We start from the raw sequence: 19,885 nt of genomic DNA, 5'->3' as shown, positions 1-19,885 counted from the left end.
TATGACGTATGTCTGAATCTTCGAACTCACATACTATACTGAAAATATGGTGTTTTATTTTAGCATTGGCTTTATTACTCACAGGACTGTTTTTTACAGTGGGTGGGATAAAACTGGTGACCTTGGGGGGATCATGGTATTTCGTGATCTCTGGCGTACTGACCTTAGCTTCTGCGATTTTCATCTTTAAGAAAAAAGTGATCGGTGTCGGCTTATTCAGTCTGGTTTTTATCGGTACATTGATTTGGGCTTTGATTGACGCAGGTTGGGAGTTTTGGCCTTTATTCTCAAGACTGATGTTTCCAGCAGGCTTATTTGCAGCATTGATGTTTAGTTTACCAGCCATTCGCCGTTATCAAGCTCAACCGAGCATGAGTCTACCCGCTTATGGCTTGGGTGTTGTGACTGTTGTTGGGATGCTGATTGGACTTTATCAGATGTTCCAACCACATCCAACGGTTGCTGCAACGGGGCAGGCATTGCCCTTGGTTCCTGTTAAAACAGACATGAAACAAACCAACTGGCAACATTATGGGCAGGATGCAGGGGGAAGCCGTTTCGCTGCATTAGATCAAATCACTCGAGATAATGTACATCAGTTAAAAGAAGCATGGCGTTTCCGTACAGGTGATTTTACTACAGGTACAGGCAATGGTGCTGAAGATCAAATGACCCCATTGCAAGTCGGCAATAAGATCTACTTATGTACACCGCACAATAACATTTTTGCCTTAGAAGCAGATTCAGGAAAACAACTTTGGAAAGCTGAAGTGAATTCTAAGTCTGATGCGTGGGAACGTTGCCGTGGTGTGGCTTATTTTGATTCAACCCAAGCATTGGTTCAGCCAACTTTGGCAGGTGCTACGCCTGTTCAAGCTGTGGCAAACAATACCTCATGTTTGCGTCGTGTTTATACCAACACGCCTGATGGTCGCTTAATCGCAGTCAATGCGGATACAGGTGAACGCTGTAAAGATTTCGGGGTGGATGGTACTGTAGACTTACTCAAAGGTTTGGGTGAGGGAACCACTGCACCACGATTTGAAGTAACCTCAGCACCAACCATCGCAGGTACAGTAATTGTCGTGGGAAGTCGAATTGCGGATAACTTTGCAGCAGATATGCCCGGTGGTGTGATCCGCGCTTATGATGTGATTACAGGGCAATTGCGTTGGGCTTTTGATCCACGTAATCCAGATCCAAACCATGTGTTAAAAGAAGGTGAAACGTATAAACGCAGTTCAGCAAACTCATGGGCTGCGATGTCTTATGACCCGCAAATGAATACGGTATTCTTGCCGATGGGCAGTTCTTCTGTGGATGTTTGGGGTGGCAATCGCCAACCGTTGGACCATAAATACAATTCATCTGTCTTGGCTTTGGATGCGACTACGGGCAAGGAAAAGTGGGTTTATCAAACTGTTCATAATGACTTATGGGATTTTGATTTACCGATGCAACCGAGTTTGGTCGATTTCCCAATGAAAGATGGTTCGAATAAACCTGCTGTGGTGATTGGAACGAAATCCGGTCAGTTTTTTGTCTTGGATCGTTTGACGGGGCAACCTTTAACCAAGGTGATTGAGCAAGCTGTCAAGCCAGCAGATATTCAAGGTGAACAATATAGTCCGACACAACCTCGCTCTGTTGAAATGCCGCAGATTGGTAATCAAACCATTACTGAATCGGATATGTGGGGCGCTACACCATTTGATCAATTGATGTGTCGTATCAACTTTAAATCAATGCGTTATGAAGGCTTATATACTGCACCGGGTAAAGATAAATCGTTAAGTTTCCCAGGCTCTCTCGGTGGTATGAACTGGGGCAGTATTGCTTTCGATCCAAGTCATCAATATATGTTTGTCAATGACATGCGCTTAGGTTTATGGATTCAGTTGATTGAACAAACACCTGAAGATTTGGCTAAACAGGCAAATGGTGGTGAGAAGGTCAATACTGGGATGGGTGCAGTACCGATGAAAGGTACGCCGTATAAAGTCAATAAAGATCGTTTCTGGTCGAAGTTGAATATTCCATGCCAAAAACCGCCTTATGGCACCATGACTGCGATTGATATGAAAACTCGTCAAATTGCATGGCAAGTACCAATGGGAACAGTAGAAGATACTGGACCGATGGGGATTAAGATGGGGCTGAAAGCACCGATTGGAATGCCAACCATTGGTGGTCCAATGGCAACGCAAGGTGGTTTGGTATTCTTTGCTGCAACGCAAGATTACTACCTACGCGCTTTGGACTCATCTTCTGGTAAAGAGCTTTGGAAAGCACGCTTACCTGTGGGTAGCCAAGGCACACCGATCAGCTATGTATCTCCGAAAACAGGCAAACAATATGTCATGATCACAGCAGGTGGAGCGCGTCAATCACCTGATCATGGTGACTATGTGATTGCATATAGTTTGAAATAAGTCTTTATTTTAAACAGTAGCAAAAACTGCAATCGGGATCGATTGCAGTTTTTTTATGAGTTTTCCTAAATAGCTTGGATCATTAACAAATAATGAATAAGACTTTAATTTTTTTCATTATATTTAAAAATTTAATAAAATCATGAATTTATAATTATTTTTTGAATCAGGATGCTAGATCTATTTTAATCTAGAATGTGATTTAGGTTTTAATTTTTTCCTTAAATTTTAGTTAAACTTACTGTTTGAATGATTACAGAAATGTCATTAAATTAAATAGATCAATAATTTATTTTTTTAAATTGGTAATTAATTAAGGTAAAAGTAAATAATGGTTATGTTAATAAAATTATAATGTTTAGTTGTTTTTTAAATACAATTGTATTTTTAAATTTCTATTAATAATTTAGTTTAAGTTAAAATGAAAATAAATTAATTAGCTTAACTAAAATATTATAATCTCTTCATCATTCGTCAATTATAAAAATATTTTCTTGATTGCTTAAATTTAAATCAAATAGATTTTTTAAAAATTTAACAGCGGAAAGTTGTTTGTATTTTATTGTATTATATGAATAAAATAAATAAATGATAAAAAGTAATGTATTAGTATGACAATAAATCAATCAAAAAAAATGTGACAGATGTATCATTTGAATCAGAGTGAAGTTCCTGATTTATTTTTGAACTATTGTTATTTTTTTATAACAAGGTAGTTTTAAATAAATAGTAACTAGATTCACAAATTTGGAATTATTAATTAAGTGAACCTTACTGTTAATAAATATAGGTGAACAAAATAATAATTCAGTACTATTTTTTATTAAAATCCAATGAGGTTTATTGCATGAAAAGTTTATCTTTATCGACAGTAAGTGCGTTAGTTTTAGGTTTGGCATGTACACATACTTTTGCTGTAGACGGCACAATCACTGTCAATGGTGTAGTGACGGATAGCACATGTACATTAACTGGGTCAGGTCCAGGCACTGCTGGCTCTAAAAATATTATCGTGACTCTAGATACAGTTCCAACTTCTACTTTTACAACAGCAAACCAATCTGCTGCAACGAAAAGCTTTGACCTACAACTTAAAAATGGTGGAGGTACAGGTGGCTGTGATGCGGCAACAAATAAAGCACTTAAAGGTTTGTTTTTAGAAACAGCGGCGGCTGCGGATTATGATGCAACAGAAAAAACAGCTTTAGTAAACAAGTCAACAGATGCTTCATCTGCTAAGCCAGTATTTATTCAAATTTTAACTGATGCAGATACACCTGTAGATTACTCACAAGCTTGGGGTACACAAGCAAAAAGTGCGATCAAAGGGCTTGCAGCAGATGGTACTGGCACTGCAACCATGACTTATAAAGCACGCTACTTCACTAAAACTGGTTCTGTAGATGCGCAGAATGTGACAGCAACTGTAAATTATACATTGCAATATAACTAATCTGTGTTTGCTTAAATTGTGAAGGGGAATATTATGCGTTATCTACAAGCTGCTATATGTGTATTCTTAACCATGCCACTTGCTTATGCTGGGGTGTCTATAGATGGTACACGTATAATTTTCCCTGCTCAGTCTAAAAGTGTAAATGTCCAACTCAGAAACATATATGACACACCTGCATTGGTACAAGCTTGGATTGATAATGGCGATCCAAAGAAAACCCCTCAGGCAGAAGAAGTCCCATTTGTACTTAATCCACCTTTAGTTCGCATTGAACCAAATAAAGGGCAAATTATTCGAATTATCCCCTTAGACACATCAAAATTGGCAAAAGATCGAGAGTCAATTTATTGGTTTAATATTTTAGATATTCCACCGAGTGACCCGAATTTAGCTGATAAAAATCATTTGTCATTTACGGTACGGACACGCGTTAAATTATTTTATCGTCCAACACAGTTGGCAATGAAAGCAGATCATGCACAAAAAAGCCTTCAATTTAAACTAGATCGTTCTATAAATAGTTTGACCATCAGTAATCCAACACCGTATTACATTACGGTCTTACAAGTGGAAAGTGGAAAAAATCATGCTTTTAACTCAGGCGAAGATGCCATCATGTTAGAGCCTTTTAGTAGCCGTAGTTTAAAAAATTTTATCCCCGATCTCACAACAAAAAAAATATCCTATGAAATTGTCAATGATCTAGGCGCAGTACAAACATTCGAAGCCGTCATGCAGTAATAAAACAGTAATAATGGATCGTTTAGCATGCTAAATTTTAAAAAAAGCGAGCTCTGCTTAATGCTGTTGTCTGCGATTGCTTTGCAGGTGTCAGCTGAAGAAAATCAACAAAATTTGCTCGCACAAGACAATCAACATTTGATTGCTCAAGACAATACACAATTGGTTGCGCAAAATAATGCTTTAGTGACTTTCAATTCGGCGTCGTTATTTGGTAATGACCGTAATGTTTCTTTGAGTAATTTTGAAGTTAAAAACTTCGTTGCGCCTGGTAAATATCTAGTTGAGTTGTCGGTCAATAAGCAAGTGATCGGTAATCAGGAAGTCCGCTTTGATCATTTGGATGGGCAACGTTCGGCTGTGCTTTGTGTAGATACGAATTTATTAAATCAATTTGATTTAATACCAGCGTTTCGTAAAAGTTTAACTGAAATGCCATGTCGAACCATTAAACAAGTCAATGCTGATGCCTATTATGACTTTGATTTATCTCAATTAAAACTGAATGTTTCCATTCCTCAAGCAATACGAGTCGAACGTCCAGAAGGATATATTGATCCAGCATTATTTAATCAAGGGGTAAATTCAAGTTTTATTGGTTATGCATTTAACTATAACCGTGATGAAGATCGAGAAAGTAAATACTTGGGATTAAATGGGGGATTAAATATTGCGGGTTGGTACTACCGACATGCAGGTGCATTTGAGTCTGAAAACTCAGGTTTGGGGCACTATTATTCTGATCAAAACGTGTTATATCGCGATATGACCCGATTAAAATCACGTTTAAGTTTAGGTCAATTTAATACCACAACTTATCGTTTGGATAATTTACCCATTGTAGGTGCACAATTGGCGTCTGATCAGGAAATGTTACCGTGGTCAGCTCGGCAGTATGCCCCTGTAATTGAAAATTTTGCCAATACCAATGCATTGGTCAGAATTTATCAAAGTGGTCAAAAAATCTATGAGCGTACCGTACCTGCTGGTGCATTTCGTATTACTGATTTAAATACGGCAACTTCAGGAGATTTAACCGTTGAAATTACTGAAACAGGCGGTGAAAGAAGAAGCTTTAATGTTCCGATGCAAAGCAATTATGATTTAGTGCGTCAAGGTCGTTATAACTACAGTGTTGCGGGTGGTCGTTATCGCACGCGTCATGAAACAACCCATGATAAATTGTTTCAAGGCAGTTTTAATTACGGGATCAATAATGCCTTGACCATTGGTGCAGGTGCAAATTTTAGTGATGACTATGCCAGTGGCTTGCTGGCAATATCTACTAATACACTACTTGGTGGCGTAACTGCTTCTATAGAGCATACTGAATCTGAACTATATCGTAAGGATTATCGTGGGCAAAAATACAGTCTGAATTATCGTTATGATTGGCTAGCTCAAAATCTAAATTTTTATGCAGATTATTCGGCTTATGACCGTGAATATATGAGTATTTCCTCACATTTGTATCAGCGTAATTTGGCTGATTTAACTGATCGTGAGTATGATGACTTTTTGTATAATTATAATCTAAAACAAAATATGGGCATCAGTGTTTCCAAGTCATTCCCAAATACACGTCTCGGTAATTTTAATTTAGCAGTTCGTAAAAATAACTATTGGGATGACAGCCAAGATTATTATCAATATAACCTGAGTTATGCCAATACATGGAACAGAATAAGTTATAACCTTGGCTTATCACGTACCGACTATTCAGATCATGCGCGTAAACGAGGCGATACTATTTATTTTTCCATGACCGTTCCACTCGATTGGCGCAAGAAAAATATGTCACTGAATGCCAGTGTTCAGCATGACCAAGATTCAAATACCACTTCAAATGTCAGTCTATCAGGGGTCTTGGGTGCACATAATGAATTAAACTTTGGTGCAGGGGTGATCAATAATCAGCACGATACCTTATTTAATGGCAACATTAATTATTTATTGCCTGCCGTGAATCTAGGCGCAACCCTTTCAACCAATCAAAACAATACCCAGTATTCTTTATCCGCACAAGGTGCTGTTGTTGCCCATCGTTTTGGGATTACCCCAGTCAATACGTTGCCTGACACTTACACTATTGTGCATGCGGAAGAGGGGATGGGCGCTGTTGTTTCAAATGCTTGGGGGGTAAAAGTTGATCGCTTTGGAAATGCGATTTATCCATACAACACACCATACAGTAAAAATTTAATCACGCTTGACCCTGCTGATTTGCCTGCAAATGTGACTTTGGAATCTAACCAAACTGAAGTGATTCCACGTAGATATAGTTCACAACTTACTGAATTTAAAGCCAATAAATCAAGTAATATTTTACTGCGTATTCGTTACGCTTTAGACTCACAAATTGCGATGGGCAGTCAATTAAAGGATGAACAGGGCAATGTATTGGGTATTGTGGGTGCATCTAGCCAAGTGATCGTAGATAAACAAGAGGCATTATTGCATGATACATCTGTAGTTTGGGGAGCTGAAGCCAATCAACAGTGTAAGATTGAACCGATATCTAAGTCATTGTTAACACAAAAAAATACAGAAAATTTCAATATTATCAATGTGGAGTGTAAATAGATCATGAAGAAGTTATTTTGGTTATCAGCTCCATTTATATTGATATTTTCTCAATCCGGGTTGGCAGCAGTTGCAAATTGTACAACATATAATTCTGTGACTTTCAATCGTGTGAGTGGGACAATCAATAGTTTTCCATATAATCAAACATTCAATGATACTACTTCAGCACCATCAGTTAAAAATTGCTCTAATCCTGTAGCAATTCGTTCTAGTTTTAGAGCTACGACGGGGAATACTGATTTAGTAGGGAGTAGCCCTTTTAGTGTAGGACCTACCGTAACGATAACTGGTTCGAATGCTAATCCGGTAACGCTTGCTGCGGCTAAAATTTGGTTGACGAGTAATGTTCAAATATCTTTTTCTTTACAGGACAATAATAATAGCCCTCCAATGGTTCAAAATATAATTGCATTGAATACAGATTATAATATTTTACCCAATACGGGTTTAGGTACGCCTGTATTGATTGGTGGTGAAGCATATTTTAGAGGCGCTACAAATACTGGAGCGACGAATTCAGATGTGAGAAATCCAGTATTTAATTTAAAGTTATTGTCTATAACTAAACCTTCAGCAGCAATAATCGATGCTTTAAATAATGCAACAGTCAGAATTCATCTAGGAACAATTAATTATAAATATGATGATTATAATGGTTCGACGATTATGCCCAGTGGTACGCCAAAAGTGGGAGCAACAGAAATATATATAGACGTTAAAATGAACTTTGTACTACCTACGTGTACCATGCTCAATCAAGTGGTGAATTTGGCACCTGTGCCGACGGCAACATTGAATAGTAATCAAACAGCCAATGAACAAGCTTTTAATGTCAATATTAATTGTACCGCAGCAATGCCAAACAAAGTTCTATTGGCAACGATCACTGACAGCTATACGCCAAGCAATATAAATAACAACGGAATTTTAAAAAATTCACCGAGTTTAGCAAATCGCAGTAATGTCGATGTGCAGTTAAGAGACAGTACCGATGTGCCATTGGCGATTGGGGCACAAAGCCCTTTTTACTCGATTCCTGTTGGTTCAACTGCAACGACATTTATGAAAACATTAAAAGCACGATATTACCGGACTTTAGCAACAGCAACACCAGGTTATGTGCAGACTCAGGCAACAGTTTCAATAGACTATCAATAAATCAATCAAAAGCTAAAAATATTCATTTTTAGCTTTTTGCGTATAAGAAACTGACTTCGATGTTTGATTTGTTAAAAAATGCATACCGTAAGATATTATTTCTATTGATTAATTACTTCAATACGATAAAAATAGTGTCGAATGATATAAACCTTTTAATGCTCCGCTTTGCTTCTAAAGTTTATATGGATTTGTGTAAGCGATACCTTACTTTTTAGAGATGAAAAGAGAGCAAAAATTTTTCTTTAACAGGGATCTTGCGCTGCAAACAAAGCAGTGCTTTGTTTTTGCTCATATCGCCTTTGAACAACTCAGGCAACCATGCCGCCTCACGATAGAAAGACCATCGATGATTCAAACTTACAAAATAAATGGATCATAAAATCTTCTAAAAATTTTGATAAAAAACATAAAGTTCGATGGATATGAATGACTGAAATTAAATCATGTGTATAAACAATCAGACGGTTTGACTCTATGTTTTATCACTCTTTAAAAATATGAAAATTCTACATCCTTATTTTTAACCTATGAAAAATATCTCGTGGCTTTGATTAAATTCATGGTATCTACATCCTGTAGATTTTCTAAGTTGCCTCTCCATCGGGGAAGAAAGTTGGAAAAGGGGATGTTGAAATAAGATTATACAAGCGGCTATAAAAATTTATGCGAGATCAACCAAATTCTCGATCACTATTGGCAAAGCCAAATTTATGCAACAGGTTTTGTTGAGTTTGTTGCATTTCTTTAATCAACCAATCTCTAAAAATCACTTTTCTGTTGTCTTCTTCGATTGAAGAGGATGCCAATAGGTAATAGGCTGAATCATCAAAGTGGAGATACTTTTCAACTTGAAAGAAATCGTGATCAAGTTCATGTTCAATCATAAAGCCAGAAACAATTGTTTGTCCTAAACCGGATAAACATGCCTCAATACATAAATAAAAGTGATCAAGCTCAATGGTGTTTAATTTTGAGATTTCAGGATATTCTTTCGCTAGGTAATTTTTAAACTTTGGACGTGATGTACTTAATAACAAATTTGCAGCACTTTGTTGATTGGAATTCACCATAAACATAAATTCATCAATGATTTTGGTACTGAAAATATGATCACCCCAAGCAAAATCATTTCTTCGAATGGCAAGATCAATATCTTGATTTTGAAAATCTAGAGGTCCACCACCAGTTAAAAGGGTGATTCCAAAACCAAGATTTAATTCATTAAATCTGACCATGCGAGGAATTAGCCATTTCATCGAAATCGTGGGTTCACAGGAGATGATTAAATTATCGTTCTTATATTTTTGTTGTTTGATACTGATTACACAATGATCTAATTGATTAAAAACATGTTGACAGCAATCTAAAAGCACTCTACCTTCTGCGGTTAAAATTAATGATTTATTTTTTCTTTCAAATAAAGCAACATTCAGTAAATCTTCTAAATTTTTAATTTGTCGACTTACTGCACTTTGGGTAACATAAAGCCGTTCTGCTGCAATGGTTACACTTCCCTCAATCGCCACATAATAAAAAAACTTTAATGAATTAAGTGATAATCTTTCTATCATGTTAAAAGCTCGTGTAATCCATACATAGAATTAGTTGATTTACTTGATCACCTGAATCAAGTATTAGTATTTTATTTTAATAGATATTAAAAGTTTTTGTAATGTGTCGCAATGCATTTAGTCGTAAAGATTCGTAAAAATCATCTATTTTATTTAATTTTTATCATGTTTACAGGCACACTTTCCATACATGTGATATAAAAATAAAGCAGGAGAATTTGTTAGATAGACCTCATTTTGGTCAATAAAGTAGGTTTGATTCTTGTTTTGATCTAATACAGTTAGAAATTTATTTTGCCGATCAATCACAATGCCATGAGTCGTTGTTTTAATATATTCAAAGTTTTTATCAAGATGCCCCGTATTAAAAAAAACGGAGTCACCAATTTTAATTCGCCATTTTGAAATATCTTTGAGTAGACCACAATGTTTGCAAGTCCACTTCTTGGTTTTAAATGAAATATTGGGTTTAAGCATTTAGTTTCTCCTTTTGATTATTTTCTCATATCTAAATTTTTTATTTAATTGAGTAAATTTTTATGATTTTTATGATTTTATTGAATGATGAATCTCATTAATTAAATGCTTTTTTTTGATAATAAAACTTTTCTAAATTTAACTGTGTCTTATTTATCTCCTCAATTAACCAGTTTTTGAAAACAACTTTGCGATAATCCTCTTCTAAAGGCGATGCTGACAGTAAATAGTAGGAAGAGCCATCTTGAAATGGTTCTGTTATTGATTCTAAGTTACCGTTATTTAAGTATTTTTCTATCATGTATCCAGACACAATCGTTGAACCTAAACCAGATAAGCATGCTTCGATACAGAGATAAAAATGATCAAGCTCTTTATAGTTCAGCTGGGTGATCTTATCTCTAATATGATTGATCTTTAATAAAGTCCCCCAGAACTTCTGTCTTGATGATGATATTAGAATGTTATTATTACTTTTGGTTGAATTTTTAACAAAGAACATGGTTTCATCCATGAGTTTGATGCTATAAATATGCTCTTTCCAATTAATATCGTCCCTGCGTATGGCGATATCTGTATTATTGAAATTTATAGATCTATCATTTGTAGTAATCTTTAAATCAAAACCACTGTTTAATTCATTAAAGTTTTTTAGCCTAGGAATTAACCATTTCATACATAATGTGGATTCACAAGAAACCACCAATTCTTTGATATTTTCTTTTTTATTGTCTAGTCGAATAAGACATTTATCGATCTCATGAAAAATACCTTGACAACAATTTAAAAGTAACAACCCTTCATTGGTTAAATCTAACGTTTTTCCTTTTCTGATGAAAAGAGCTGTATTCAAATCATCTTCTAAGTTTTTTATTTGTCGACTAACCGCACCTTGTGTAACGAAAAGCTTTTCTGAGGCAATTGTCACACTTTCATACATCGCTACATAATAAAAAAACTTAAATGAGTTTAGTGAAATCCTTTTAACCATTTAAGACCTTGCTCTATATTTTTGGGTTTGAGGTTATATTTATATGAATAAACAAGATTAGTTTATATAGTGAAGTTATTCTTAGCAATCTTATTAATTTGATGATTTATCAAGTGTATGGTTGAGAAAATGTAATACATTTTTTTATAGCGATAAAATTGATTTTTATTGTTTTACTTTAAATTTAGCATTACAAAAAGTCATATTTTTTATTAATTATAAGTAATGCCATGTTCTTTTGCTTAAGTTGTTTTGTTAGATATGTTAATGAGTTTTTTTGTATGTTGGTCGCTTTAAGGTTTTTATGATAAAAATTTTGATTATTGCTGATTTTTTAAGTAAATTTTTTGATATTGCGTGATTTTGTTTGAGTAAACATTTTTATTTAAGTACTGATTTTTAATTTAAAAAATTATTTAAATTTTTATTTATACACAATGCATGATTAAAACAATATAAAGATGTGTTAAATATGAACAAGCTTTAAAGATAAATAAATACGTTTAATCAAAGTCATTCATGCTGATTATTTTAAAATTACAATGATCGTTAAAGAAATGATTTCAAACACTTGACCTTACAATAATGGCAACTTTTATCATGAGTTTACGATTAATTAAGGAGCCAAATATGGAATTCCATGTTGAAAATATGACCTGTGGTGCGTGCGTGCGCCGTATAGCAAAAGCGATTCAAACATTAGACGAGGACGCAGAAATTATCGCGGATACACCGAATCGCCATTTGAAAGTCAGCACAATGGTGACAGAAGACGATGTTAGGGATAAGTTAGTCGAAATTGGCTATCCAGCACGATAAAATGTAAAGCATAAAAAGCTACTCTGGTCAGTAGCTTTTTTTATATTTATTCACATAAACTCAAAATGGAAGAGGATTATGCTTTGGATGTGCCAAGTGGTGACAGGGATAAAGTATCGTTATGGTGATGTACATCACTTGTTTCGATATCTGTTGTCTGCAATCCATCAAGAATAGGGCAGTCTGGTCGATGGTCGCCAGCACAACAATTGATTAAATTCTGTAAAGTCTCCGTCATTTTCTGCAATTCAAAAATCCGCAATTCCAGTTTTTCAATATGAGATTGTGCTAATTTTTTAACATCTGCACTTTGTCTTTTTTTATCATTCCATAAATCGAGAAGATCGGTAATTTCACTGACTGAAAAACCCAATGTTCTTGATTTTCTGATAAATTTTAAGCGCTCTACATCTTGAGCACTGTATGAGCGATAACCTGAATTATTGCGTCCGACAGCGGGAATTAAACCAATTTGTTCATAGTAGCGAATCATTTTGGCAGATATACCGACAGCTTTAGACAGTTTTCCAATGTTCATCTGAGTCTCCTTGAATGTTATTGTGCAGTCAACGTCGGGTTAAACCGACGTAAACGTAAAGCATTTCCTAAAACGAATACACTTGATAATGCCATTGCACCTGCAGCAAATATGGGTGATAAAAGAATACCGTAAGCAGGATAAAGCAGCCCTGCCGCAACGGGGATTAACAGAACGTTGTAAGCAAATGCCCAGAATAGATTTTGATGAATATTACCAATGGTTGCTTTGGACAATGCAATCGCATTGGCAACACCCTGTAAGTTTCCAGACATCAACACGACATCTGCGGATTCGATCGCAACATCTGTTCCTGTACCAATTGCAAGACCAACATCTGCTTCCGCCAAAGCAGGTGCATCATTGATACCATCTCCAACAAAAGCGATGTTGCCATGTTGTGCTTTTAGCTGTTTTATCGCGTCTACTTTTCCTTCGGGTAGGACTTCTGCGATCACTTGATCAATACCTAATTTTCTCGCGATGGCTTGCGCTGTACGCGCGTTGTCACCTGTGATCATCGCGACTTCGAGACCCAATTGGTGTAAGGCTTTAATTGCACTTGGTGTGGTGGATTTAATTGGATCAGCAACTGCAATAATACCGGCTAACTCGTGATCAATCGCAACATAAAGTGGAGATTTTCCCTCATCTCCTAGACGGTACGCGGTATTTGCAAATGGTGAAATATCTACATTTAACTGAAGCATGTAACGATCTGCACCGACATGAATCGTATGCCCATCGATCGTTGCTAAAACGCCCATACCAGTGACAGAGTCAAAACTATCCACACGAGAAAGTTTAAGATTTAGCTGTTTTGCTGCATTGACGATTGCTTGTGCGATCGGATGTTCGGAACGCGACTCTACAGCTGCGACAAAACTTAAGACTTGATCATATTCAAATTTTTTTATGACCTCAAAATCCGTTAATACGGGACGACCTTCAGTTAAAGTTCCAGTTTTATCTACAGCAACAATTTTAGAGTCTTTAAGCAGTTGTAATGCTTCACCTTTGCGGAACAGTACACCCAATTCAGCACCACGTCCTGTACCCACCATAATTGATGTTGGTGTTGCTAAACCCATTGCACAAGGGCATGCGATAATCAAGACAGCTACAGCATTGACCAAAGCAAAAGTTAAGGCTGGTGATGGACCAAAAATAAGCCAGATTAAAAAAGTGAGTGTCGCTGCCAACATTACGGCAGGAACAAACCATAATGTGACTTTATCAACCACTGCTTGAATCGGCATTTTAGAGCCTTGTGCTTGTTCAACTAAGCGAATAATTTGAGCAAGCATGGTTTCACCGCCAACAGCAACAGCAGTGAAGGTCAAAGTACCATTTTGATTAATGGTGCCCCCGACAACATCACTTTCAACCTTTTTCTCAACAGGAATAGGTTCTCCAGTAATCATGGATTCATCAACGAAACTTTGCCCATCCACCACCTTACCATCGACTGGAATTCGTTCACCTGGCTTCACAATGATAAAGTCACCTACAACTACTTCATCTATAGGAATATCGACGACTTGATTGTTACGTGATACATGTGCGATTTTCGCTTGTAAACTGACTAAGCGTTGTATGGCTTCGGAAGTTCTTCCTTTTGCTTTTGCTTCGAGAAAACGACCAAGTAAAATCAAGGCGACGATAACAGCTGCCGCTTCATAATAAACGTTGACGGTGCCAGCGGGTAAAATCTGCGGTGCAAATGTTGCAACAAGAGAAAAAAGATAGGCCGCTAGTGTACCTACAGCCACCAGTGAATTCATGTCTGGCGCAAAGCGAAACAGAGCAGGAAAACCATGTGCATAAAATCTACGACCTGGGATAATCAGTACTAAAGTGGTCAGAATAAATTGTAGGTACCAACTATTTTGCATACCGATGGTTTGTGCAATCCAGTGATGCAGACTAGGGAAGATATGCGAACCCATTTCTAGTATAAAAACTGGGAGAGCAAGAACTGTTGCTAACGTTAAATCTCTTTTTAATTCACTTCGTTCTTTATCTTTTTTCTCAAGATGCTGTGTTTGATTAGGAACTGCATTTTGGATTTGTTTGGCATCATAGCCGGCTCGATCTATGGCGGCAATGAGTGCATCGACGCTGGCATGACCACTGACAGTTGCGCGCTCAGTCGCTAAATTCACAACCGCTTCTTTTACGCCATCAACTGCTTTTAATGCTTTTTCAACACGACTTACGCAGGAAGCGCAGGTCATTCCATCGATGGAGAATTCAATTTTTTCATCGATAACATCATAACCAACTTGTTCAACAGCTTGAATGAGCTGTTGACGTTGTATTGGTTTATCGAGTGAAATATCTGCGCGTTCTGTTGCTAAGTTTACGACTGCATCTTTTACACCATCCACTTTTTTAAGCGCAGTTTCTACACGACCCACACAACTGGCACATGTCATCCCCTCGATTTGTAAGTTCATTTTTAAATCAGAATCAGTACTATATGGAGAATTTGCCATCATTTATACCTTACTATTTTCTTGAATGATTTAATCCTAAACTCTTCCATCATGGGAAGGTCAAGCGAAATATAATTAATCTGTAGTAAAACTCATATCGTAAAATAGAATTTCTCTTGACCAATAAAATGAATGAGATGAATCTATTGTTTAAAATATTTAGCTTTCGTTGCCATGCTTTACATCTAAAGTTTGAATAACTTTGTATAGATGATGTCTCACTTTGCCTAAATCATTTTTTGTTTAACCGTATTCTTATGCTGTAAACAAATCAGAGTTTGTTTTTGCTCATATACTCCCACTCAACATGGCGATATCCATGTCGCCTCACGATAGAATGCCCATCCATGCTTGCAAAAATAAATGAATCACTGAAGCTTCTAACAACTTGTATAAAAATATAAAGTTTATTGAATATGCATGATCGAAATAAAATCACTTATGTGAATCATCAGACGGTTTGACTATTGTGTAAGATGTATTCTTAAAAATATAAGCCAAACAAGCTGATACTTTATTTAATATTTGGATGGGCTTTACAAAGAAGTAAGACAGAAGATGAGGTAATACAGTCTAAGAACAGTAAGTCTTGCGTTTTGAAATAAGTAAGGCAAAAAGGATGACAGGGTCAGTCAGTATAGGGCACTCATTCAATCCCGACGACTGTTGTAATATATGCCGTGGTAAACAGAATCATTAACCCAATCGACATTTCAAACAAAATGGCATAACCCAGATATCGTCCAAATTGAGGTTTGTGCAGTTGCGGGGTAAAAAACCATTTGTTAAATGCAGCGAGAAGTAATATACAACCAACAAACAAGATTTTGAGTATAAATCCATAGCCATAAGGGGTACTGATCAAGGTATCAATATCTTTGAATAAAAGCACCGCAACACTTGCACCACAAACAATTAAGATGCCCACAATAAATCCAGCAATCTGCCCAAATAAATGTGTACGATCTTTTAAGGCAAGCCCTTCCAATTGATGAGTGGCTTTGAATAATGGATATAAAGCACCCATCCAAACGGAAATGAATAGCACATGAACTGTCAGTAGAATTTGAGCAAAAAAAGGTAAGTTTGCTGCATGCCCAGTTTGAGAAAAACTATAGGCAAGCGGTAGCAGGAATAGCCCAAATAAAAACCGTTCAAATAAAGATGTCTGTGTGGTTTTTTGAGTGAACTTGATGAACAATAAAAGCAGAAGAACGAGAAAAATAAGAATACGTCCAATCAACATTTGACCAGTAACTGTATTCAAAAGGATCTGGATATACATCGTATTCAATATTCCAGCAAGCCCTGAATTGGCAAAGCTACCGACCAGAATGAAAAAACCAGCAGTGCTAGAGATCAGCCCTAAACCTGCTCCAAAGCACATATATTGAAGAATGCTTTGTTTCAGTGAGATGAAACGATTAAATAACAAGTAACAAAATGCGCCACCTGTAATAAATGCCATACTTAAATACAAAGTGACTTTGCTCAGCCAAGTTAATCCAATCCAATATTCAGAAATCATGATTTTCCTAAATCAATACGGTGCTAGCAATCTGCTGATGTTGCATTGACGATTCAAATATTTTATTGAAGTGTGAAGCTATACTCACCACTCATGTTGTGTCCATCTTTGCCCATGGTTGTCCATACCACGGTATATTTTCCTTTTTGAAGATTTGGAACTGGAACATTAAAGGATTTTTTAAGGTCATGATTCACTTTGTAGTTCAATGAAATATTTTTTTGTTGAGCATCTAACAACCTAATGTTCATCAACATGACCTCTTCTCCAAAATTTAGAGTGAGGTTTTTAGGTTGATCCGTTACAGCTGCATTTACGGCTGGAACTGCGCTAAGTAATTTCACATGAGCAAGTGCGTTGGTTGCTGTGAAAAGCAGCGTAATACCAAGAAATATGCTGGATACTGTTGAGATTTTCTTCTGAAAAAAGCGCATATGAAACTTCCTATTAATAAGATGATGGTTAAGCAACCGTATCACCTCAGTCTCTACGATTGCTTAACTATTCAATTATTCAATATTCAGATATACAACAATATGACTTTAAAATTACATTTTTGTTGTTTAGTAAATCTAAATAATGGGCAATGATAAATTGTTGGTTTGAACATGATTAAAGTCAACAGCATGTGGAAAGGAACACCTGTTACAACAATTGAAATATTAAATTAGAGAGCATGTGAAAAAAATCACGGAGAGAAGTATGGAACACGAACAAAAAGTGCAAACTATAGAAAACTCTATGAAAGACCCTGTTTGTAATATGCATGTAGATAAACAAGAGGCGCTTCAGCATGATTTTGAAGGGAAAACGTATTATTTCTGCAGTGAGAAATGCCAATCAAAATTTAGCGCAGCTCCACATTTATACACCTCCAGCAATAAGGAAATACAACATCCAGTAGGACATGAAAAAGCAAATCATTCACACCATTCTGCTCAGCCAAGTGAGAAGAATCAATCCCTCCAAAATTCCGTAACAATCTATGTATGTCCGATGCATCCAGAGGTTCGACAAGATCATCCAGGAAATTGTCCTAAATGTGGTATGACCTTAGAACCAGAATTGCCCACTTTAGAAAATGAAGATCATTCTGAATTAGAAGATTTTCAAAAGCGTTTTTGGTGGACCTTACCAATGACGATTGTTGTTGTTTTTCTTGCTATGTTTGGTCATCAAGTGAACTGGTTTAAGATGTCGACGCAAAGTTGGATTGAGTTGGTTTTAACTTTACCTATCGTATTTTGGGCAGGTCGCCCATTTTTTATTCGTTGTTGGCAGTCCGTGGTACACCGAAATCCAAATATGTGGACATTAATTGGCTTAGGAACAGGGGCTGCATTTGTCTATAGTGTGGTTGCAACAATTGCTCCTCAGGTTTTTCCTGATTCTTTCATTTCTATGGGGCGTGTATCGGTCTATTTTGAAGCAACTGCCGCAATCATCACACTGACTTTGTTAGGGCAAGTTTTAGAATTAAAAGCCCGTTCACAAACTTCAGCTGCGATTAAATCATTACTTGGTCTTGCCCCTAAAACCGCAAGAAAAATCAATGCTGATGGAACTGAAGAAGATGTTGAACTCAGTTCTGTACATGTTGGAGATGTATTAAGAGTTAGACCGGGTGAAAAAGTACCCGTTGATGGCGTTATTGTAGAGGGGCAAAGTTCTATCGATGAATCAATGCTGACTGGTGAACCTTTGCCTGTCAATAAAAAAATTGGAGATCAAGTGATCGGAGCGACTTTAAATACAAGTGGCTCACTGATTATACGTTCAGAAAAAGTGGGGTCTGCGACCATGCTTTCCCAAATTGTACAATTGGTTTCGCAAGCCCAGCGATCAAAAGCACCTATGCAACGTATGGCAGATCAAGTTGCAGGAAAATTTGTTACGGTCGTGATTGGCGTATCCATTGCTACTTTTCTCGGATGGGGAATTTTCGGACCTGATCCAAGTTGGGTATATGGTTTAATTAATGCTGTTGCTGTTTTAATTATTGCTTGTCCATGTGCTCTGGGCTTGGCGACGCCAATGTCCATTATGGTATCGACTGGAAATGGGGCGACAAAAGGTGTGTTATTTCGCGATGCTGCTGCAATTGAAAATTTACGTAAAGTCGATACCTTAATTATTGATAAAACAGGGACGCTCACTGAAGGGAAGCCAAGATTTGATCGTGTTATTGCCACAGAAGGTGTTTCAAGTGACGATGTATTACGTTTGGCGGCAAGCTTAGATCAAGGAAGTGAGCATCCTTTAGCCGAAGCCATAGTGCACGCTGCTCGTGAACGAAATATTGAATTAACTACACCTGAATCTTTTGACTCTGACTCTGGTATCGGGGTGATGGGTAAAGTAGAAGGTTTGAGCTTAGCGCTTGGTAATACTGCTTTAATGCAACAGTTGGATGTTTCTGTGGATGCTTTAGTACCGCAAGCAGAGAAATTAAGATCTGAGGGTGCCAGTGTCATGTATCTGGCAGCAGATGGGTATCTAATGGGGTTACTGGCAGTTTCTGATCCAATAAAAAGCAGCACGCCAGAAGCGATCGAAATTTTAAAGAAAGATGGTATGACGATCGTAATGGCAACAGGCGATGGTATGACTACTGCTCGTGCAGTGGGGGTAAAACTGGGAATAGATCAAGTTTATGGCGAAGTTAAACCCGCAGATAAACTTGATTTGGTCAATAAATTACAAAGTGAGGGGCGCATTGTTGCAATGGCAGGAGATGGCATTAATGATGCACCAGCCTTAGCAAAAGCTGATGTTGGCATTGCGATGGGAACAGGTACCGATGTTGCAATGAATAGCGCTCAAGTCACTTTGGTTAAGGGTGATCTTAGAGGAATTGGGACTGCGCGCGCACTTTCTGAAGCAACTGTCCGAAATATGAAGCAAAATTTGATGTTTGCTTTCCTTTATAATGCTTTGGGAATACCTATTGCCGCGGGAGCGCTTTATTTCTTTACGGGCTGGTTGTTGTCTCCAATGATTGCTGCGCTTGCAATGAGTTTGAGTTCTGCTTCCGTGATTGCAAATGCATTACGTTTACGACTAAGTGCATAAAAAGTTCATATTCTG

Annotated in this window: 14 protein-coding genes; 7 read left to right on the top strand and 7 right to left on the bottom strand. The window is 36.9% G+C overall.

Annotated elements, in window-relative coordinates:
* Positions 1–8: 8 nt before the first annotated feature.
* The 5 genes from AC1Z3T_RS10835 to AC1Z3T_RS10815 all read left to right on the top strand — a co-directional run bounded on the left by AC1Z3T_RS10835 (position 9) and on the right by AC1Z3T_RS10815 (position 8,373).
* On the top strand, positions 9–2,432 hold the full coding sequence (locus AC1Z3T_RS10835; protein WP_005030547.1) for a glucose/quinate/shikimate family membrane-bound PQQ-dependent dehydrogenase: 2,424 nt from the start codon (positions 9–11) through the stop codon (positions 2,430–2,432).
* Positions 2,433–3,279: 847 nt separating this feature from the next.
* The gene (locus AC1Z3T_RS10830) at positions 3,280–3,885 is read left to right on the top strand and encodes a fimbrial protein (protein WP_100884707.1); all 606 of its coding nucleotides are present in this window, start codon (positions 3,280–3,282) and stop codon (positions 3,883–3,885) included.
* A gap of 33 nt (positions 3,886–3,918) precedes the next feature.
* Positions 3,919–4,629 (top strand): fimbrial biogenesis chaperone, encoded by a 711-nt coding sequence (locus tag AC1Z3T_RS10825; protein ID WP_009586491.1) that lies wholly within the window; start codon positions 3,919–3,921, stop codon positions 4,627–4,629.
* Between the two features lie 27 nt (positions 4,630–4,656).
* On the top strand, positions 4,657–7,212 hold the full coding sequence (locus tag AC1Z3T_RS10820) for a fimbria/pilus outer membrane usher protein (protein ID WP_100884708.1): 2,556 nt from the start codon (positions 4,657–4,659) through the stop codon (positions 7,210–7,212).
* A 3-nt stretch (positions 7,213–7,215) separates the two neighbouring features.
* Positions 7,216–8,373: a fimbrial protein gene (locus tag AC1Z3T_RS10815; RefSeq protein WP_100884709.1), complete on the top strand. Its 1,158-nt coding sequence runs from the start codon at positions 7,216–7,218 to the stop codon at positions 8,371–8,373.
* A gap of 674 nt (positions 8,374–9,047) precedes the next feature.
* On the opposite strand, the gene AC1Z3T_RS10810 is transcribed toward AC1Z3T_RS10815, so the two are convergent.
* The 3 genes from AC1Z3T_RS10810 to AC1Z3T_RS10800 form a co-directional block, all read right to left on the bottom strand.
* Positions 9,048–9,947 (bottom strand): LysR family transcriptional regulator, encoded by a 900-nt coding sequence (locus tag AC1Z3T_RS10810; RefSeq protein ID WP_100884710.1) that lies wholly within the window; start codon positions 9,945–9,947, stop codon positions 9,048–9,050.
* A 153-nt stretch (positions 9,948–10,100) separates the two neighbouring features.
* Positions 10,101–10,424, bottom strand: coding sequence for a hypothetical protein (locus AC1Z3T_RS10805; protein ID WP_004828645.1), 324 nt, complete (start codon positions 10,422–10,424; stop codon positions 10,101–10,103).
* 97 nt (positions 10,425–10,521) lie between these two features.
* Positions 10,522–11,415: a LysR family transcriptional regulator gene (locus tag AC1Z3T_RS10800; protein ID WP_100884711.1), complete on the bottom strand. Its 894-nt coding sequence runs from the start codon at positions 11,413–11,415 to the stop codon at positions 10,522–10,524.
* Between the two features lie 630 nt (positions 11,416–12,045).
* On the opposite strand from AC1Z3T_RS10800, the gene AC1Z3T_RS10795 reads away from it, so the two are divergent.
* Positions 12,046–12,234 carry a heavy-metal-associated domain-containing protein gene (locus AC1Z3T_RS10795; protein WP_100884712.1) on the top strand — a complete coding sequence of 63 codons (189 nt, stop codon included), beginning with the start codon at positions 12,046–12,048 and terminating at the stop codon, positions 12,232–12,234.
* Between the two features lie 76 nt (positions 12,235–12,310).
* Here AC1Z3T_RS10795 and cueR read toward each other — a convergent pair whose 3' ends face one another.
* The 4 genes from cueR to AC1Z3T_RS10775 form a co-directional block, all read right to left on the bottom strand.
* Positions 12,311–12,772 (bottom strand): Cu(I)-responsive transcriptional regulator, encoded by a 462-nt coding sequence (gene cueR, locus AC1Z3T_RS10790; RefSeq protein ID WP_100884713.1) that lies wholly within the window; start codon positions 12,770–12,772, stop codon positions 12,311–12,313.
* Between the two features lie 17 nt (positions 12,773–12,789).
* Positions 12,790–15,270: a heavy metal translocating P-type ATPase gene (locus tag AC1Z3T_RS10785; protein ID WP_100886262.1), complete on the bottom strand. Its 2,481-nt coding sequence runs from the start codon at positions 15,268–15,270 to the stop codon at positions 12,790–12,792.
* 646 nt (positions 15,271–15,916) lie between these two features.
* On the bottom strand, positions 15,917–16,798 hold the full coding sequence (locus AC1Z3T_RS10780) for a copper resistance D family protein (RefSeq protein ID WP_100884714.1): 882 nt from the start codon (positions 16,796–16,798) through the stop codon (positions 15,917–15,919).
* 62 nt (positions 16,799–16,860) lie between these two features.
* Positions 16,861–17,232, bottom strand: a complete 372-nt coding sequence (locus AC1Z3T_RS10775; RefSeq protein WP_100884715.1) for a copper resistance CopC family protein — start codon at positions 17,230–17,232, stop codon at positions 16,861–16,863.
* A gap of 268 nt (positions 17,233–17,500) precedes the next feature.
* On the opposite strand from AC1Z3T_RS10775, the gene AC1Z3T_RS10770 reads away from it, so the two are divergent.
* Positions 17,501–19,870 (top strand): heavy metal translocating P-type ATPase, encoded by a 2,370-nt coding sequence (locus tag AC1Z3T_RS10770; protein WP_100884716.1) that lies wholly within the window; start codon positions 17,501–17,503, stop codon positions 19,868–19,870.
* Positions 19,871–19,885 lie beyond the last annotated feature (15 nt).

It is taken from the genome of Acinetobacter sp. B-6 (assembly GCF_056930735.1).
Note: the sequence above shows the minus strand (reverse complement) of the source record. Positions and strands in the feature narration are given on the sequence as shown.